The 15,640-nt window shown below is 70.7% G+C and carries 16 protein-coding genes and 1 pseudogene; 11 read left to right on the top strand and 6 right to left on the bottom strand.

Annotated features, from left to right (window positions below; translation table 11 throughout):
* Positions 1-5: 5 nt before the first annotated feature.
* From CVV72_RS02280 to CVV72_RS02270, 3 genes are read left to right on the top strand one after another with little or no spacing between them, the layout of a single operon-like run.
* Positions 6-884, top strand: coding sequence for a branched-chain amino acid ABC transporter permease (locus CVV72_RS02280; protein WP_219150814.1), 879 nt, complete (start codon positions 6-8; stop codon positions 882-884).
* A 1-nt stretch (position 885) separates the two neighbouring features.
* Positions 886-1,887, top strand: a complete 1,002-nt coding sequence (locus CVV72_RS02275; protein WP_219150813.1) for a branched-chain amino acid ABC transporter permease — start codon at positions 886-888, stop codon at positions 1,885-1,887.
* Complete coding sequence (locus tag CVV72_RS02270; protein ID WP_219150812.1) at positions 1,884-3,191, top strand: ABC transporter substrate-binding protein; 1,308 nt, start codon at positions 1,884-1,886, stop codon at positions 3,189-3,191. The genes CVV72_RS02275 and CVV72_RS02270 overlap by 4 nt, the downstream gene beginning before the upstream one ends.
* A gap of 224 nt (positions 3,192-3,415) precedes the next feature.
* Here CVV72_RS02270 and fahA read toward each other — a convergent pair whose 3' ends face one another.
* The 3 genes from fahA to CVV72_RS02255 form a co-directional block, all read right to left on the bottom strand.
* Complete coding sequence (fahA, locus tag CVV72_RS02265; RefSeq protein WP_219150811.1) at positions 3,416-4,591, bottom strand: fumarylacetoacetase; 1,176 nt, start codon at positions 4,589-4,591, stop codon at positions 3,416-3,418.
* Positions 4,588-5,430 carry a hypothetical protein gene (locus CVV72_RS02260; RefSeq protein ID WP_219150810.1) on the bottom strand — a complete coding sequence of 281 codons (843 nt, stop codon included), beginning with the start codon at positions 5,428-5,430 and terminating at the stop codon, positions 4,588-4,590. Before CVV72_RS02260 ends, fahA begins: the two co-directional genes overlap by 4 nt.
* Positions 5,431-5,510: 80 nt before the next feature.
* Entirely contained in the window at positions 5,511-6,044 is a 534-nt protein-coding gene (locus tag CVV72_RS02255) for a MarR family winged helix-turn-helix transcriptional regulator (protein ID WP_219150809.1), read from the bottom strand.
* A gap of 211 nt (positions 6,045-6,255) precedes the next feature.
* Between CVV72_RS02255 and CVV72_RS41465 the strand changes: the two are divergent.
* From CVV72_RS41465 to CVV72_RS02235, 5 genes and pseudogenes are all read left to right on the top strand, one after another.
* Positions 6,256-6,453 (top strand): annotated as a pseudogene (locus CVV72_RS41465) (cold-shock protein); the annotation flags it as partial.
* 30 nt (positions 6,454-6,483) lie between these two features.
* Positions 6,484-7,203 (top strand): cold-shock protein, encoded by a 720-nt coding sequence (locus CVV72_RS41900; protein ID WP_370641945.1) that lies wholly within the window; start codon positions 6,484-6,486, stop codon positions 7,201-7,203.
* Positions 7,204-7,563: 360 nt separating this feature from the next.
* Positions 7,564-8,178, top strand: a complete 615-nt coding sequence (locus CVV72_RS02245; protein WP_219150807.1) for a DUF1989 domain-containing protein — start codon at positions 7,564-7,566, stop codon at positions 8,176-8,178.
* The gene (locus tag CVV72_RS02240) at positions 8,175-9,296 is read left to right on the top strand and encodes a tRNA-dihydrouridine synthase (RefSeq protein ID WP_219150806.1); all 1,122 of its coding nucleotides are present in this window, start codon (positions 8,175-8,177) and stop codon (positions 9,294-9,296) included. Before CVV72_RS02245 ends, CVV72_RS02240 begins: the two co-directional genes overlap by 4 nt.
* Positions 9,293-10,162, top strand: coding sequence for a polysaccharide deacetylase (locus CVV72_RS02235; RefSeq protein ID WP_219150805.1), 870 nt, complete (start codon positions 9,293-9,295; stop codon positions 10,160-10,162). Before CVV72_RS02240 ends, CVV72_RS02235 begins: the two co-directional genes overlap by 4 nt.
* Here CVV72_RS02235 and CVV72_RS02230 read toward each other — a convergent pair.
* Positions 10,150-11,709: a PucR family transcriptional regulator ligand-binding domain-containing protein gene (locus CVV72_RS02230; protein ID WP_219150804.1), complete on the bottom strand. Its 1,560-nt coding sequence runs from the start codon at positions 11,707-11,709 to the stop codon at positions 10,150-10,152. The two genes, CVV72_RS02235 and CVV72_RS02230, sit on opposite strands and share 13 nt — an antisense overlap.
* Before the next feature lie 118 nt (positions 11,710-11,827).
* Between CVV72_RS02230 and CVV72_RS02225 the strand changes: the two genes are divergently transcribed.
* From CVV72_RS02225 to CVV72_RS02215, 3 genes are read left to right on the top strand one after another with little or no spacing between them, the layout of a single operon-like run.
* Entirely contained in the window at positions 11,828-13,036 is a 1,209-nt protein-coding gene (locus CVV72_RS02225; protein ID WP_219150803.1) for a serine/threonine-protein kinase, read from the top strand.
* Between the two features lie 56 nt (positions 13,037-13,092).
* The gene (locus CVV72_RS02220) at positions 13,093-13,719 is read left to right on the top strand and encodes a ClpP family protease (protein WP_219150802.1); all 627 of its coding nucleotides are present in this window, start codon (positions 13,093-13,095) and stop codon (positions 13,717-13,719) included.
* Entirely contained in the window at positions 13,716-14,306 is a 591-nt protein-coding gene (locus CVV72_RS02215; protein ID WP_016335566.1) for a ClpP family protease, read from the top strand. Before CVV72_RS02220 ends, CVV72_RS02215 begins: the two co-directional genes overlap by 4 nt.
* On the opposite strand, the gene CVV72_RS02210 is transcribed toward CVV72_RS02215, so the two are convergent.
* Complete coding sequence (locus CVV72_RS02210; protein WP_125682088.1) at positions 14,303-14,635, bottom strand: helix-turn-helix domain-containing protein; 333 nt, start codon at positions 14,633-14,635, stop codon at positions 14,303-14,305. The two genes, CVV72_RS02215 and CVV72_RS02210, sit on opposite strands and share 4 nt — an antisense overlap.
* 45 nt (positions 14,636-14,680) lie before the next feature.
* Positions 14,681-15,625, bottom strand: coding sequence for a GlxA family transcriptional regulator (locus CVV72_RS02205; RefSeq protein ID WP_219153773.1), 945 nt, complete (start codon positions 15,623-15,625; stop codon positions 14,681-14,683).
* Positions 15,626-15,640: the final 15 nt, after the last annotated feature.

Raw genomic sequence — 15,640 nt, 5'->3', positions numbered from 1 at the left:
GCCCTGTGCAGCAACTGCTGACCACCGCGCTCACCGGCCTGACGCTGGGCGTGGTCTACGCCGCGTTCGCGCTGGCGCTCGTGCTCATCTGGCGGGCGACGCGGATCGTGAACTTCGCGCAGGCGCCGATGGCGATGATCACCACCTACCTGGCGCTGGTCCTGATCGACGCGGGCTGGTCGTACTGGGCGGGTTTCGCCGTGGCCCTGGTTTCCGGGCTCGTGCTCGGCGCGCTGGTGGAACGGTTCGTCGTCCGGTTCGTCGACGGCAAGGCCGAGATCAACGCCGTCATCCTCACACTGGGGCTGTTCATCGTGCTGCACGCGCTGGCGGCGCTGGTGTTCGGCTCGCGGTACCGGTCGTTCCCGGCGCCGTTCGGCCTCACCGGGTTCCGGGTCGGCGACACGACGATCGCGCTGACCGGGTTCGGCGTGTTCACCATCGCCGCCGTCGGTGTGGTGCTGATCGGGCTCGTGCTGTTGTTCCGCGGTACCGATCTGGGCCTGCGGATGCGGGCCGCGGCCTTCGACCGGGAGGTGGCCCGCCTGCTCGGCGTGCGGGTCGGGCGGATGCTCACCCTCGGCTGGGCGCTGGCCGCGCTCGCCGGTTCGCTGTCCGGCCTGCTGATCGCCGGCGGCGGCCTCGTCCATCCGTCCTATATGGACGGTGTGGTGGTCTACGGTTTCGTCGCCGCGGTGCTCGGCGGGCTGGACAGCCCGGTCGGCGCGGTCGTCGGCGGCGTCGTCCTCGGCTTGTCGCTGAGTTTGGTGAGCGGCTACGTCGGGTCGGAGCTCGTCCCGCTCGCCGCGCTGGCGCTGCTCATGGTGGTGCTGCTCCTGAAGCCCGGTGGCCTGTTCGCGAGCGTCCGCGAACGGAGGGTCTGACGTGCGACACCGTTCTCTGCTGAGCGCGCTCGCCGCGCTGCTCGTCGTCGTGCTGGTCCTGGAGAACTCCGGGCCGTTCCTCACGTCGCAGCTCACCACGATGGCGTACTTCGCGATCGCGGCGGGCGGCCTGACCGTCCTGACCGGACTCAACGGGCAGCTGTCGCTCGGGCACGGCGCCTTGATGGCCGTCGGCGCGTACTCGACCGCGCTTCTGCTGAAGTCGGAATTCCTTCCGCTGCCGGTGATCCTGGTGCTGGCGATGGCGATCACGCTGGCCGTCGGAGCGCTCGTGGGCGTCGCCGCGGCCAGGCTGCACGGGCCGTATCTCGCCGGCGCGACACTCGCGCTCGCCGTCGCCGTCCCCGGGATCCCGTTGTTCTTCGGCGAAATGCTCGGCGGCGAACAGGGCTTGCCCGTGCGCATGCCGGAGATCCCGGTCTGGCTGGCGGACGCCGCGTACTTCGTCACCGGCCACGAACTCACCTCGATCCGTTATCTCGCCTACCTTTCCTGGTCCGCGGTGATCATCGTGTTCGTGCTGCTGGCGAACCTCTCCCGTGGCCGGGTCGGACGTGATTGGCGAGCGGTGCGCGACGAGGACGTGGCCGCCGAACTCGCCGGGATCGACCTCGGCCGTACCCGGGTGCGCGCGTTCGTCGTCAGCTCGGGATGCGCGGGACTGGCCGGAGCGCTGATGGCGTTGTCGGCGCGGCTGGCGGCGCCGAGCGGGTTCGCGCTGACGTTGTCGCTGCTGCTGGTGTCCGCGGTGGTGCTCGGCGGGCTGGGGAGCCTGACCGGAGCGCTCGCCGGCGCCGCGCTGCTGACCTTCCTGCCGCCGCTGGTGACCGGCGCGGGAACGGACCTCGGCCTGTCCGACGTGCAGGCCGCGCATCTGGCGCCGTTGATCTACGGCCTGGTCACCGTCCTGATCGTGCTGCTCGCACCCGCTGGTCTCGCCGGCGGGCTGCGGAAACTCGTCCACCTGAGGAGAACTTCATGAAACGCTGGACCAAGGCCGTGGCCGTCTTCCTGGCCGTCACGGTCACCGCCGCCTGCGGCGCGGGCGGCAGACCCGAGGGCGAGCAGAAGGGCTCGACCGTCGGCGTCACCGACACGACCATCAAGATCGGCGCGCATTTTCCGCTGACCGGCGTCGCAGCGCCGGGCTACAGCGAGATCCCGAGCGGTCATCAGGCCTACTACGACTACGTGAACGCGAACGGCGGCGTCAACGGCCGCAAGATCGAGTTCGTGGTGAAGGACGACGGCTACAACCCGACCACCACGAGCGCGGTCACCGACGAACTGGTGCTGAAGGAGGAGATCTTCGCGATGGTCGGCGGCCTCGGCACGCCGACGCACAGCGCCGTCGTCGACTTCCTGAACAACTCCAAGGTGCCGGACCTGTTCGTGTCGTCGGGTTCGCTGCGCTGGGGCGACGATCCGAAGAAGGCGCCGTTCACCTTCGGCTGGCAGCCGGACTACGAGATCGAGGGCAAGATCATCGGCGACTGGGTGCGGCAGAACCTGCCGAACGCCAAGGTCGGCCTGTTCCTCCAGGACGACGACTTCGGCCGCGACGGCGAGAAGGGTGCCCGGCGGTACCTCGGTCAGCAGATCGTGGAGGTCGCGAAGTACTCGCCGGGCAACACGGACATCGCGCCGCAGATCGCGAAACTCAAGGCCGCGGGCGTGGATCTGGTACTGGGCTTCACCGTTCCGTCGTACACCGCGCTTTCCCAGCTGGCGTCGCTGAAGATCGGTTTCAAGCCGAAGTGGGTCTACAGCAACGTCGGCTCCGATCCCGCGCTCGTCGGCTCACTGCTCGCGCGGTTCTCCGAAGGCAAGGTCACCAACGGTGCGTCGCTCATCGACGGCGTGGTCACCACCGAGTACCTGCCGGGCGTCGACGCGCCGGACAACGCGTGGACGAAGCTGTGGCAGAACGTCTGGAAGGCGCACGGCAAGGGCGGCGACCTGACGAACTACCGCATTTACGGGATGGCGCAGGCGTACACGTTCGTCCAGGCGTTGCAGGCGGCCGGAAAGGACCTGACGCGCGAGCGCCTCGTCGAGGTGATCCAGCAGTCCGGGAAGACGTTCGAGGGACCGGGACTGGCGCCGTTCCGCTTCTCGGGCGACAGCCACTTGGGCATCTCCGGGATGTCGGTGGTCGAGCTCAAGGGAGGCGTCGGCAAGGATCTGACGCCGGTCCTGGTGACCGACCTCGGCGAAGCACCCATCAAGCCGGACGACTCCGCCGCGAACGACGGGCCGCCGCCCAACGGGATTCCGGGTAACTGACCGGTGGGGCGTCGATACCCGGCGGTGCTCACCGGTCCGTGAAGGCCCCCTTCACTACCCCGCCGGCGACCGGCCACCTGTCGCGAAAGCCACTTTCGGGACGTCGTGTGTCCCGAAAGTGGCTTTCGCGACACACCCCGCTTGCCCCTAGCCCTCGGCAAACCCGAGACGCCACTCACGAGACTCTCCACCGACGCCACACCGGTCACAGCCGCCGCGTCGGCTCAGTTCGACGGCAGGACGCGTCCCCGCACCTCGCCGAACCCGATCCGCGAGCCGTTCGCGCCGGGCGCGGAGCCGGTGATCACGACCTCGTCGCCGTCCTGCAGGAAGGTGCGCTCCTCACCCTTGACCGTGAGCGGTTCCTTGCCGCCCCAGGACAGTTCCAGGAACGCGCCGCGCTGGTGTTTCTCCGGTCCGGAGATCGTGCCGGAACCGTACAGGTCGCCCGTCCGCGCGGAGGCGCCGTTGACCGTCAGGTGCGCGAGCATCTGAGCGGGCGACCAGTACATCTCGCGAAACGGCGGGCGGCTGACCTCCTCGCCGTTCCATTCGATGACGAGGTCGATGTCGAGGCCCCAAGGGTCGCTTTCCCGCAGGTACGGCAGCGGCTCCGGATCGGTCTGGCCGGGCAGCGGGATCCGCGCGGCTTCCAGCGCCAGGATCGGTACCACCCAAGGAGAGATGGACGTCGCGAAGCTCTTGCCGAGGTGCGGGCCCAGCGGGACGTATTCCCACGCCTGAATGTCGCGGGCCGACCAGTCGTTGAGCAGGACGGCGCCGAATACGTGACGGGGAAAGGAATCCGGGGTGATCGGGGTGTTCAGCGGCGTTCCGGTGCCGACGATGAATCCCATCTCGGCCTCGATGTCCAGCCGCGTGCTCGGCCCGAACACCGGCGCCGCTTCGGCAGGGGCTTTGCGCTGACCGCTCGGGCGCACGATGTCCGTACCGGAGACCAGCACCGTGCCGGACCGTCCGTGGTAACCCACGGGGAGGTGTTTCCAGTTGGGCAGCAACGGTTCCGCGTCGGGGCGGAACAGCCTGCCGACGTTCGAGGCGTGATGTTCGGAAGCGTAGAAGTCGACGTAGTCCGCGACCTCGATCGGCAGGTGCAGGGTCACCCGTTCGACCGCGTGGACCGCGCCGTCGGGGACCTCACCGGCGACCAGATCGCGGATCCGCTCCCGGACCGCCACCCAGCGGTCGTATCCCTGCGCCATGAACGGGTTCAGCGTCGGCGCGGCGAACACGTCGTCGCCGAGCGCCGCGGCCAGGTCGACGACGGAGCCGCCGACACGAACACCGACGCGCGGGGAATCGCCGTCGACGGAGAACACGCCGTACGGCAGGTTGTCGATCCCGAACAGCGATTCTGCGGGGATGTCGATCGTGGTCATGCCTCTCCTCGGGGCGCCTCGAGCAGGCCGAGTCCGGCCAGTTCGGTCAGGGGGTCGGTGATGCTGCAGGTACCGAACGACGTGAAAGCCGCGCGGAGGGCGGCGACGCGATCCGAGTCCAGCTCCCGGAGCCTCTCGGCGATGACCGTGCCGTTTCGTTCGGCGAGAACGGCTTCGGCGTCGCCGTCGGTGAGGACGGCGTCGGTGGCGAGCATCAGGTTGAGGAAGCCGTGCTGTTCGAAACCGGTTTCCGGATCGGTGTTGCGGAGGGCGTGGTGCAGTCCGGCGGTGGCCTTGAACGGAACGCCCGCCCCGACGGCCGCCCGCACCGAGGCGGCGAGTTCCGCTTCACCGGGGTACAGGCCCGCACGGACGCCCCCGGTGCGGAACTTCGCGTGATGACCGGTCCCGGAAAGCGCGGTCAGCAACGGGACACGGCGCTCGTCGCGCGGGATTTCGACGAAAACCGTTGCGGTGGCAAGGGAAATCGCGGTGAGTACCTCGTCCGGGCCCATCCCTTCCGGGACGGCGATCTCGAGCGCGTCGAGTTTCACCGGCAGTGAGGTGACGGCCTCGAGCACGCCGTCGAGTTGCGCCGGCCCGCCGGGCAGGGTCACCGAGACCCGCAGCGGGGCCGCCCGGTCCCCCAGCACTTCGGCGAGGTCACCGAGCCCGGTGGCGGCGACCACCAGCGGCCCGACGAGGTCGGCGTACCAGGCGGAGACGTGCTCGTCGTGCGCCGCGACCGCGTCCGGCAGCGGGGCCAGCCCGGGCGGGAACACCGCGGCGTCGTCGCACAGCCCGGCGAAGAGCGCGGGAATCCGTCCGCCGTCCACCATGGTCTCCTCCTCGCCGATTTAGTTCACGCTTTTACTATCCACCGGGCAGCGTAGTCCGGTTCTCCGCGTGCCGGGAAGGCCTACTTGCGGCTCCGGGTGCCGAACTCGGCGCGGCTGGTGATCAGCTTGCCCAGCAGCATGACGAGAATGCGCTGTTCGGTCTCGGTCAGCGCGTTCGTCCAGCCGAATTCGCGCTCGTTGTGCTCGCGGAAGACCGAGACCATCTCCTCGTGCCCCGCGTCGGTCAGCGACAATCGCACCGAGCGGCCGTCGCGCTCGTCCGGGACCCGGTCGAGCATCCCCTCCGCGACCAGCGTCTTGACCAGATTCGACACCGCCGCCCGGCTCATCCCGGTCAGCCGGGCGGCACCGGTCGGTTCGAGCGGCCCGGCGAGCCAGACAACGAACAGCAGCCGGAACGCCGACCACGACCGGCCGCGTGGCCGGTGCACCGCGGCTTCGAGATCATAAGTCACCAGGTCGGAGGCGCGATTGAGGGTCAGCAGCACCTCGGTCGCCAACTGGTGCCGGAAGCCGTACTCGTGCGCGAGCCGCCGGTTCGCCAGCGCCACGAACGACCAGAAGTCCAGACCGGCCGCGTCCACGTCTTCCATTGCCGAACACTAACCCCGTATCGCGAAAATGGTCAAAGTCGAAAGTATCTCACAGCGTAAGACACTGGTCTCAAAACTCGGCGTGTCGCTAGGTGAACCAATGGCCCGCCCCTGGCTCCGCACCGCCCGCCTGTGGGCCCGGCCCGACGGACCGGAGGTCTGTCAGGGAGACTGGGGGCCAAGTGCCCGCCCTCTCGACCTGGAGTTTTTGATGCCGCAAGGGACTGTCCGTTGGTTCGACGCCGAACGGGGTTTCGGCTTCCTCGCGCCCGAGGACGGCTCGCCGGACGTGTTCGTGCACGCCTCCGAGATCGTCGGGGACGGCGGCGCGAAAGTGCTCCGCGAGGGTCAGGCCGTCGTGTTCGAGGTCGGCGAGAACGACCGCGGGCCCCAGGCGCTGAGTGTTCGCGTCACCGCCGATGCGGCCACCGGCAGCGCCGTGGGCCTGCTCGGCACCGTCAACTGGTACGAGCCGGGCAAGGGGTACGGCTTCGCGTCGCCGGACGGCGGCGGCGCCGACATCTTCGTGCACAGCTCCGCCATCGTGACCGGCGGCGTGGTCACCGAGGGGCAGCGGGTGGCCTTCCTGATCGTCGAAGGAGAGCGCGGTCCGCAGGCCGGGCACGTGATACCGCTGGGAGCAGGGGCCGGCTCACCCGCCGCGGCTGGTAGCGCGGACGGTGCCGACGGCACGGTGGCCTGGTACGACGAGGACAAGGGCTTCGGCTTCATCAACCCCGACTCCGGCGCCGGGGACGTCTTCGTTCACGCCCGGGCCCTGGCCGAGGGGCTGACGTGGCTCGCGGAGGGCGACCGCGTCGCCTACGAGGTGACCAGTGGCGACAAGGGCCCGCAGGCCCGCGACGTGCACCTGGTCCGGGGCACGGAGCCCCAGACGGCGCCGCAGCGGCCGGCACCTGCCGCGGCCGCGGGACCGGCGGCGCGGGACGTGCCCGTACGAGGCGGAGAGGGCGTCGTCGCGCGCTACGACGACGACCGCGGCTTCGGCTTCATCACCCCGGACGCGGGCGGCGACGATCTCTTCGCCCACGCGTCCGTGATCATGGGATCGGAGCCGCTGCGGAAGGGTGACCGGGTCCGGTACGCGGTGCGTCAGAGCGACCGGGGCCCGCAGGCCGACCGCATCGAACGCCTCTGAAGAGGCTGCCCCACCGACGGCTGATCACTTCCCGACGAGTGTGCTCTTTCATCCCCGTCGTTGGTGCCGTCGGCAACGCGGCCGCAGTCTCCTCCAGGAGGAGGACCTGCTCCGCGCGCAGAAGCTCATGCGTTCAACCTGGTCGCAGAGCTCGCTCTTCATGAGTCTGCGGACGTTGATCAGGTGCAGGCCAGCGTGGCGCGTTCGACGACCCAGCGGACCCGGCCGAGGCGGGTCAGGTAGCGGCGGTAGTCGTAGCGCGGGTTACGCCCTCCCGAATGGAGGTTTCTCTATGTAGCGAGCTGGAGAGTGGAGATTTCTCCATGGCGAGCCGCCGGCCCGCACCTGTTTGCTGAAGGCATGAGCAGAACGGAAGTGCCACCACGGACCGCCAAAGCCGTCCGGGTGGCCGCAGGGGATCTGGTGCGGGTGATCGACGTCGACGGGGGCCAGGTCGGCGACGTCTTCGCGTTCGCCGGCACCGGGACCGAACTGACCGAGCACCACAGCGCGGCGCACACCCGCGCCGGGATCGACAGGCTGTTCCCCGCGGTCGGCGAGTCCTTCGTGACCGACCGGCGCCGCCCGATCCTGACGCTGGTCGAAGACACCTCACCCGGCAGGCACGACATGCTCATCCCGGCGTGCGACCCGGCCCGGTACGCCGCGCTGGGCGCTCCGGGGCACCGGTCCTGCGCCGCGAACCTGCGTGAGGCGCTGGCAGCCGAAGGCCTCGGCTTCACCGGGCCGACGCCGCAGCCGATCAACGTCTTCATGCGCGTCCTGGTCGGCGAGGACGGACGCCTGCACTGGCTGACCGCGAACTCGCGGCCCGGCGACGCGGTGACGCTGCGCGCCGAGATGGACTGCGTCGTCGTGGTCTCCGCCTGCCCGCAGGACCTCGTCCGGATCAGCGACGCCGGACTCTCCCCGCTCGCCATCGAAACCGTCCACACTGGAGGGACCCGCTCATGACCACCACTGTCGAACACCCCGCACTGGCCCCGGTCACGCTCGGCGGCCTCGCCCTGCGCAACCGCTACGCCGTGGCCCCGATGTCCCGCGTCTCGGCGGGCTCCGACGGCACCCCGACCGGCGAGATGGCCGACTACTACGCCGAATTCGCCCGCGGCGGCTTCGGGCTCGTGTTCAGCGAGGGCACCTATCCCGACACCGCGGCCAGCCAGGGTTACCTCAACCAGCCGGGCCTCGCGCGGGACGAGCACGTCGCGGGCTGGCGCGTCGTCACCGCCGGAGTCCGTGCGGCGGGTGGCCGGATGATCGCCCAGCTCATGCATGCCGGGGCGATCTCCCAGGGCAATCCGCACCTGGAGCACACCGTCGCTCCTTCGGCCGTCCGGCCACGCGGGGAGATGATGCGCGCGTACGGCGGCTCCGGGCCGTGGCCGGTCCCCCGCGAACTGACCACCGCCGAGATCGACGACGTCGTCGAGGGCTTTGCCGCCGCGGCCGTGCGGGCCCGGCTGGCCGGATTCGACGGCGTCGAGGTGCACGCGGCGAACGGGTACCTCCTCGACCAGTTCCTCACCGACTACACCAACCACCGCACCGACTCCTACGGCGGACCGGTCGCGAACCGGATCCGGCTGACCGCCCGGGTCGTGACCGCCGTCGCCGAGGCCGTTCCGGAGCTGGTGACCGGCGTGCGGCTGTCGCAGACGAAGGTCAACGACTTCACCTATCGCTGGCCAGGCGGCCGCGACGACGCCGAAGTGATCTTCGCCGCGGTCGCCGAGGCGGGCGCGCAGTACCTCCACATCGCCAGCGAGGGCCGGAACTGGATCGAGACGGCGAAACTGGCCGACGGTGGCACCATCACCGCCCTCGCCCGGCAGGTCACCGGGCTGCCGGTGATCGCCAACGGCGGGATGCACGACCTCACGCAGGCGCACGAGGTGCTCACCGGCGGGCACGCGGACGTGCTCTCACTCGGGCACGGCGCGCTGGCCAATCCCGATCTGCCCGCCCGCGTCGCGGCGGCGGAACCCCTGGCCGAATTCGACCGGGCGATGGTCTCCCCGACGGTCACGGTGGCGAACGCGCGCCGCTGGCGGGAGAGTCGGCGAGCGTGACCGAATCAAGCTGGCACGGCGGCGCGGCCGCGGTGGCGACCCTGACCTTCGACGTCGACGCGGAATCCCCGATCCTCGCGCGAGGACGGGGTTACGCCGACCACCTCTCGACCATGTCCCATCAGGCGTACGGGCCCCGGGTCGGGGTGCCGCGCATCCTCGACCTGCTCGACGAGCTGGCCGTGCCCGCGACGTTCTTCGTGCCGGGCTGGGTCGCCGAACAGCGGCCCGGTCTCGCCGCCACGATCGTGGAGCGCGGGCACGAGGTGGCCCACCACTCCTACGGTCACCGGCCGCCGACCGCGATGACCGCCGCCGAGCAGCGTGCCGATTTCGAACGGGGCATGGCGGTCTTCGCCGCACAGGGCATCGAGATCAGCGGGCATCGCGCGGCGGGCTGGGAGTCCACTTGGGACACTCCGGCGCTGGTGGCCGGACACGGGTTGAGCTACGACTCGTCGCTGATGGCCGACGACCGGCCGTACCTGATCGAAACCGCGGCGGGCCGGATCGCCGAGCTGCCGGTGCACTGGTCGCTCGACGACTGGGAGCAGTACGCGTTCCTACCCGCGCCACAGGTCGGCTCGGTGATCACATCCCCGGTGCGGGTGCTGGAGATGTGGCGCGCGGAGCTGGACGCGATGCGCCGCTACCGCTGCCTGTTCAATCTGTGCCTGCACCCGTTCCTTTCGGGCAGGCCGGGACGGCTGGAGGCCGTCCGCGCGCTCATCGAGTTCGGGCTCGGCCTCGGCGACGTCCGGTTCGCCCGGTGCCGCGACGTGGCGGCCGCGGCGCTGGCCGACCCCGGTTTGCCCGCGGAACCCTTGCGGCGCCTCGAAATCGACCCGTCGGTCTACCCGGACTGAGCCGCCTCCAGCGCCAGGAACAGATCGACCCGGTCCGCGGTCCGCCCGACGTCGCGGCCGGTCAGCTCGGTGACCTTGGCCAGCCGGTTGCGCAAGGTGTTGACGTGCACGTACAGCGCCACGGCGGTGGCCGCCCACTGACCGTCGTGATCGAGGAACGCCCGCAGGGTCGTCTCCAGGTCGCCGTCGCGGACGCGGTCGTGCTCGCGCAGCGGGCCGAGCAGGGCGTCGGCGAAGGTGTGCCGCCATTGCTCGTCGTGCGACTCCAGCAGCAGCCGGTAGCTGCCCAGTTCGGCGAAACTCGCCGCGACCGGGCCGCCGCGCCTGCCCCGGAGCACTCGGCAGGCTTCGCGGCTGCGCGACAACGGCACGCGCAGTTCCGCCGCGCCGGAAACAGGATCGGCGAGCCCGACGACCACGCGCCCGCCGGCGAGGCGGTGCGATACCGCCGCCGCCAGCCGCGGGGCGAAAGCGGCGGGCGACTGCCGTCCCGAACGGAACGGCAGCACCGCGACGACGTCCTGGCTGCCCGCCGCCACGACCGCGGGCAGCCCGTCCGCCAGCAGGAAGTCCGTCACGGCCTCCGCCATCCCCGGCGGGGTCGCGGCGTCGTCGCCCGCGAACGCCAGCGCGATCACCGCCAGCGGCCCGTCCGGGTCGACGCCGAAAGCTCGCAACCTGCCGGGCACCTCCGCGGCGCGCTGCGCGCCGGACAGCACCATGTCCAGCAGCTCCACGGCGAACCGCATCTCGATCGCCTGTACCGCCTGGTGCCGGGCCACCTCCAGGCTGAGGTAGCGGGCCGTCTGCTCCAGCGCGTCGCGCTCCTCGCGCGTCAGTCCGGCCACGGGTCGCAGGCACAGCAGTGCGGCGTCCGCGTCGCCGATCGCGCCCACCGGGAACAACGCGGCCCGTGTCCCCGCGCCGAGATCCGCCTCCAGTGGCGGTGGATGCCCGGCCAGTGCCTCCGCCGCGGCCCGCGACTGACCGGCGTCCAGTCCGGCACCGGCGGACGCGAGTTCCCGGCCCATCCGGTCCACGACCGCCAGCGGAAGCTCGTGCTCACGACGGAGGACCGCGAGCACGCCGGACGCGCCCGCACCTCGCGACAGCGCCGAGGTCAGCTCGTCCCCTCGGCGCACCAGCGACAGCAACGCGTTCTGCCGGTCCGTGGCCTGGATCGCCGCCGCGGCACGGGTGACCGCCGTGAACGGCACCGCCACCGAGATCTCCAGCAGGGGCAGCCCCGCTTCCCGGCAGGCGTCGGCCAGTTCCGGAGGAGTGTCCCGTTGCTCCACGCGCAGGCCGAAGATGATCCCCGCCGCTCCGGCACCGGCCACCCGCCCGACGAACTCCGCCGGCTCGACGCGGTCCAGCCACAGGCCGTTGGTCAGCACGACCTCGTGTTCGCGCACGTACGGCCCGGGGTCGGGAAGCTCCGTGTTGTGCACCCACAGCACCTGCTCGGCCAGCGCCCCGTCGCGGCCGGGGACGACCACCCGCAGTTCGAGCGCCGGGTCGTCGACCAGGGCCGCCAAGGTCAGCATGACTGTGAATATATCCAGCCGGGCACGTCCTTCATGGATGAACGGCCATTTCATCGTTTTGTCATGAGCGCTGGTTAGCGTCCCTCGAAGACCCCTTCAGGATTCGAGGAGAACCACTGTGACGGCAGTTTCCCGCACGATCGCCGAGCGCTACACCCTGCTCGAGGAGCTGGGTCGCGACGGGACGGCCGTGCTGTGGCGTGCCGAGGACGGGCCGGACGGTGCCCGGGTCGCGATCAAGGAACTGCCGCTTCCCACCCGTGAGCCCGCCCTCGTGGAGCGGCTCCAGCGGGAAGCCTGTGTCTCCGTGGATCACCCGTCGGTGGTGCCCGTCCGCGATGTCGTGGTGGCGGACGGGGCGGCGTTCATCGTGATGGACCCGGTGGAAGCACGGACGGTGGAGGAGCTGGCGTCCTCGGGTCCGCTGCCGCCGCGGTTCGTGGCCGAAATCGGCGGGAAGGTGCTCGGCGCGCTCACCGCCGCGCATACGGCGGGCATCGTGCACGGGGACGTGCGGCCCGCCAACGTCCTGGTGGGTACCGACGGCGCGGTGTACCTGACCGGCTTCGGGATCGCCAAGGCCCTCGACCCGGCAGGCACCCCCGCGTTCCTCTCCCCCGAAACGATCGCGGGGCACGAAGGCACTCCCCACTCCGATCTCTGGTCGCTCGGCGTGACGCTGCTCAGCGCGAGCGAAGGCGGGAATTTCTTCCAGCGGGCGAACGTCGCGGCCACGCTGTACGCCGTCGTCAACGAGCAGCCGCCCTTCACCCGGACGCCCGCGCCGCTGGCGGACGTCCTCCGCGGGCTGCTCGCGAAAGCACCGCAGGCGCGCATGCTGCCGGATCAGGCGCTTCCGCTGCTGGCCCAGGCCGCGAGCGGGATCGAGACCCCCGTGCCGCGGCCGGCTTCTCCCGGGCTCGGCATGCCTTCGGTGCCCGCGATCCTGGCAGGCGTGGCGAGCATGCTGTTCGGTTTCTACGTCCTCACCGTCGCGATGATGGCCCACCGGGCGTATCTCCTGTTCGATCTGCTCTGGCCGCCGGTACTGCTCGCCCGGGTCGGCATCGTCCTGGCGGGTGTGCTCGGGGTGGCCGGTGGCGGTCTCCTGCTTGCCAGGGTTCGCCACGGACAGGTCATGATCAGCGCCGCCGGAGGGCTGACGCTGTTCAGCGTGCTCCTGCTGACCACCTCCGACCACGAACGGGAGCACTTCGCCCTCGCTATGGAACCGGGTCTCACCCTCGATGTCGTTGCTCTCGTCCTCGCCATCCCCCTGACCATCGCCGTGTGGTTCGTCCCGGCCAAGCGCCCTGCTGTGGGCTGATCCGCTCACAGCAGAGAAACCGGCGGACGGCCGGGCCCCGGCGGCATGGTCGGGGCATGACCGACTACGAGAAGCAGCCACTCTTCGACCAACGGCTCCGGGAACGGTTCTTCAGCCAGCGCGTCCTGGTCCTCGACGGCGCGCTCGACGACGACAACGGGACGGTCCTCACCACCCAGCTGCTGTCACTGGCGAGCGAAGATCCGCGCAAGGACATCGCGTTGTGGATCCACTCGCCGGGCGGTTCGGTTCCCTCGATGCTGGCCATCCGCGACGTGATGCGGCTCGTGCCGTGCGACGTCGCCACCCTCGCGCTGGGGCTGGCGTGCAGCGCCGGGCAGTTCCTGCTTTCCGCGGGCACCCCGGGCAAACGCTTCGCCCTGCCGCACGCGCGGATCCTGATGCACCAGGGTTCGGCGGGCATCGGCGGTTCGGCCGTCGAGGTGGAGGTGCAGGCGGACGACCTGCGCTACACGCGGGACACGGTGCTGGGCCTCATCGCCGACGACACCGGACAGCCCATCGACCGGATCTTCGCCGATTCGCTCCACGATCGCTGGTTCACCACCGAGCAGGCGCGCGAATACGGCTTCATCGACCACATCGTCGAAAGCCTCGGCCAGGTCGTCCCCGTCCGCACGCACAAACTCGGCCTCGGCACGGAAAGGGGTGCGGGCGCATGAGCACCTACACCATCCCCAACGTCATCTCCCGCAGTCCCGCGGGCGAGCGGATCATGGACGTCTACTCGCATCTGCTGTCGGAGCGGATCATCTACCTCGGGACCGCGATCGATTCCGGCGTGGCGAACGCGCTGATCACGCAGCTGCTGTATCTGGAAGCGGACAACCCCGAGCAGGAGATCAACCTCTACATCAACACCGAGGGCGGCGATCCGTCGGCGATGCTCGCGCTGTACGACACGATGCGCTTCATCAAGGCGCCGGTGGCCACGACCTGTGTCGGCCAGGCCGTCGCGGCGGGCGCGATCCTGCTGGCCGCAGGAGAGGCGGGGCACCGGTTCGTGCTCCCCCACACCCGGGTGGTGCTGCACCAGCCCGCCGCGCAGGGCCGCGGCACCATCCCGGACCTCATCCTCCAGGCCGACGAAGTGGTGCGGGTGCGGACGCAGCTGGAGGAGATCCTTTCCGCGCACACCGGCCGCGCCGTGTCCGATCTCCGGCACGACACCGACCGCGACCGGGTGTTCGACGCGGCGGGCGCGGTCGCGTACGGGCTCGCGGACCGGGTTCTCGACGAGCGTGCTTAGGCGGCCATGAGCACGGGGCCTCGCGGACGTCGGCCGACCGCGAGCCCCGTGCTGCCGCCCCGGCTGATCGTGCCCGCGATACCGAAGAGCAGGTCCGCCAGGTCGATCCCGAGCGCGCCGGTGACCGCGGCGATCATCTCGCTGGACGGTTCCTTGCGGCCGCGTTCGATCTCGGAGAGGTACTGCGGCGAGATCCCGGCGCGTTCCGCGACGTCGACGAGACGGCCGCCCTGGTCCTCCCTCGCGGCGCGCAGGCTCTTGCCCAGCACGTCACGCCACAGCGGCTCCGGTTCGGGACGCTTCTGGTGGAAAGGGAGGATGTCCGCCATACGATCATCGTGACATTCCGCCGGGGCGCGCGTGCACCGTTCCGCTCAAGGCGAAACCGAGCCCCGGAAGGCACGCCGGTACGCGCCCGGCGTCGTGCCGACCTGATCGCGGAAGCGACGGCGGAGGTTCACGGCCGACGTCAGCCCGACGCGGGCGGCGATCACCTCCACCGGCAGACCGGTCTCCTCCAGCAGGGTGCGCGCCTCGGTCACGCGCCTCGTCAGCAGCCACGCTCCCGGCGTGGTGCCCAGCCGATCGGCGAAGCGCCGGGCGAGCGTGCGGGGCGAGACGTTGAGGTGCGCGGCCAGATCGCCCACCGACAACGGCGTCCCGAGGCGTTCGCCCGCCCAGTCGAGGAGACCGTCCAGCTCGTCGCCGGGCGGCGGGGCCGGGACGAACTGCGCCTGCCCGCCGTCGCGGTGCGGCGGCATCACCATGTGCCGGGCGACGAGGGCGGCGTGCGCGGCCCCATGGTCACGCCGGACCAGGTGCAGGCAGAGATCGATCCCCGCGCCCGCCCCGGCACTCGTGGCGACGTCGCCGTGATCGACGTAGAGCACGTCCGGTTCCACGCGTATCCGCGGGAACTCCTTCCGCAGCTGGGAAGCACGCGCCCAGTGCGTGGTCGCCGCCCTGCCGTCCAGCAGCCCGGTCCTGGCCAGCGCGAAAACGCCGGAACAGATCGTGACGAGCCGCGCTCCCCTGGCGTGCGCGCGCAGGAGCGCCCTGCGCACCGGAGCCGTCAAGGGTGCCTCCACCGGGGACCAGCCGGGGATGAGCACGGTGTCGGCGCCCGCCAGCGCGGACAGTCCCCGCGTCACGGACATCGCGTACCCGGCCGTGGTCGGCACCGGCCCGGGCTTCTCCGTGCAGACGCCGAATTCGTAGTACCGCGGCACCCCGGCGCGCTCCGTGCCGAAGACCTCGGCGGCGATCCCGAGTTCGAAGGTCGACTGCACCGGCCGCACCAGTGCCATCACGCGATGCATGGCAGAAAAGTACCC

Origin of the sequence: Amycolatopsis sp. TNS106 (assembly GCF_019330265.1) — a bacterium.
Lineage (GTDB): Bacteria > Actinomycetota > Actinomycetes > Mycobacteriales > Pseudonocardiaceae > Amycolatopsis > Amycolatopsis lurida.
This window is presented reverse-complemented; position numbering and strand designations above follow the sequence as displayed.

Bases quoted from the DNA above. Each gene is read 5' to 3' on its own strand.
- CVV72_RS02255 (WP_219150809.1), bottom strand. From the start codon at position 6,044: ATGGAAGACGTGGACGCGGCCGGTCTGGACTTCTGGTCGTTCGTGGCG.
- CVV72_RS02230 (WP_219150804.1), bottom strand. From the start codon at position 11,709: ATGCTGACCTTGGCGGCCCTGGTCGACGACCCGGCGCTCGAACTGCGG.
- CVV72_RS02220 (WP_219150802.1), top strand. From the start codon at position 13,093: ATGACCGACTACGAGAAGCAGCCACTCTTCGACCAACGGCTCCGGGAA.
- fahA (WP_219150811.1), bottom strand. From the start codon at position 4,591: ATGACCACGATCGACATCCCCGCAGAATCGCTGTTCGGGATCGACAAC.
- CVV72_RS02260 (WP_219150810.1), bottom strand. From the start codon at position 5,430: ATGGTGGACGGCGGACGGATTCCCGCGCTCTTCGCCGGGCTGTGCGAC.
- CVV72_RS02210 (WP_125682088.1), bottom strand. From the start codon at position 14,635: ATGGCGGACATCCTCCCTTTCCACCAGAAGCGTCCCGAACCGGAGCCG.
- CVV72_RS02215 (WP_016335566.1), top strand. From the start codon at position 13,716: ATGAGCACCTACACCATCCCCAACGTCATCTCCCGCAGTCCCGCGGGC.
- CVV72_RS02205 (WP_219153773.1), bottom strand. From the start codon at position 15,625: ATGCATCGCGTGATGGCACTGGTGCGGCCGGTGCAGTCGACCTTCGAA.
- CVV72_RS02270 (WP_219150812.1), top strand. From the start codon at position 1,884: ATGAAACGCTGGACCAAGGCCGTGGCCGTCTTCCTGGCCGTCACGGTC.
- CVV72_RS02245 (WP_219150807.1), top strand. From the start codon at position 7,564: ATGAGCAGAACGGAAGTGCCACCACGGACCGCCAAAGCCGTCCGGGTG.
- CVV72_RS02240 (WP_219150806.1), top strand. From the start codon at position 8,175: ATGACCACCACTGTCGAACACCCCGCACTGGCCCCGGTCACGCTCGGC.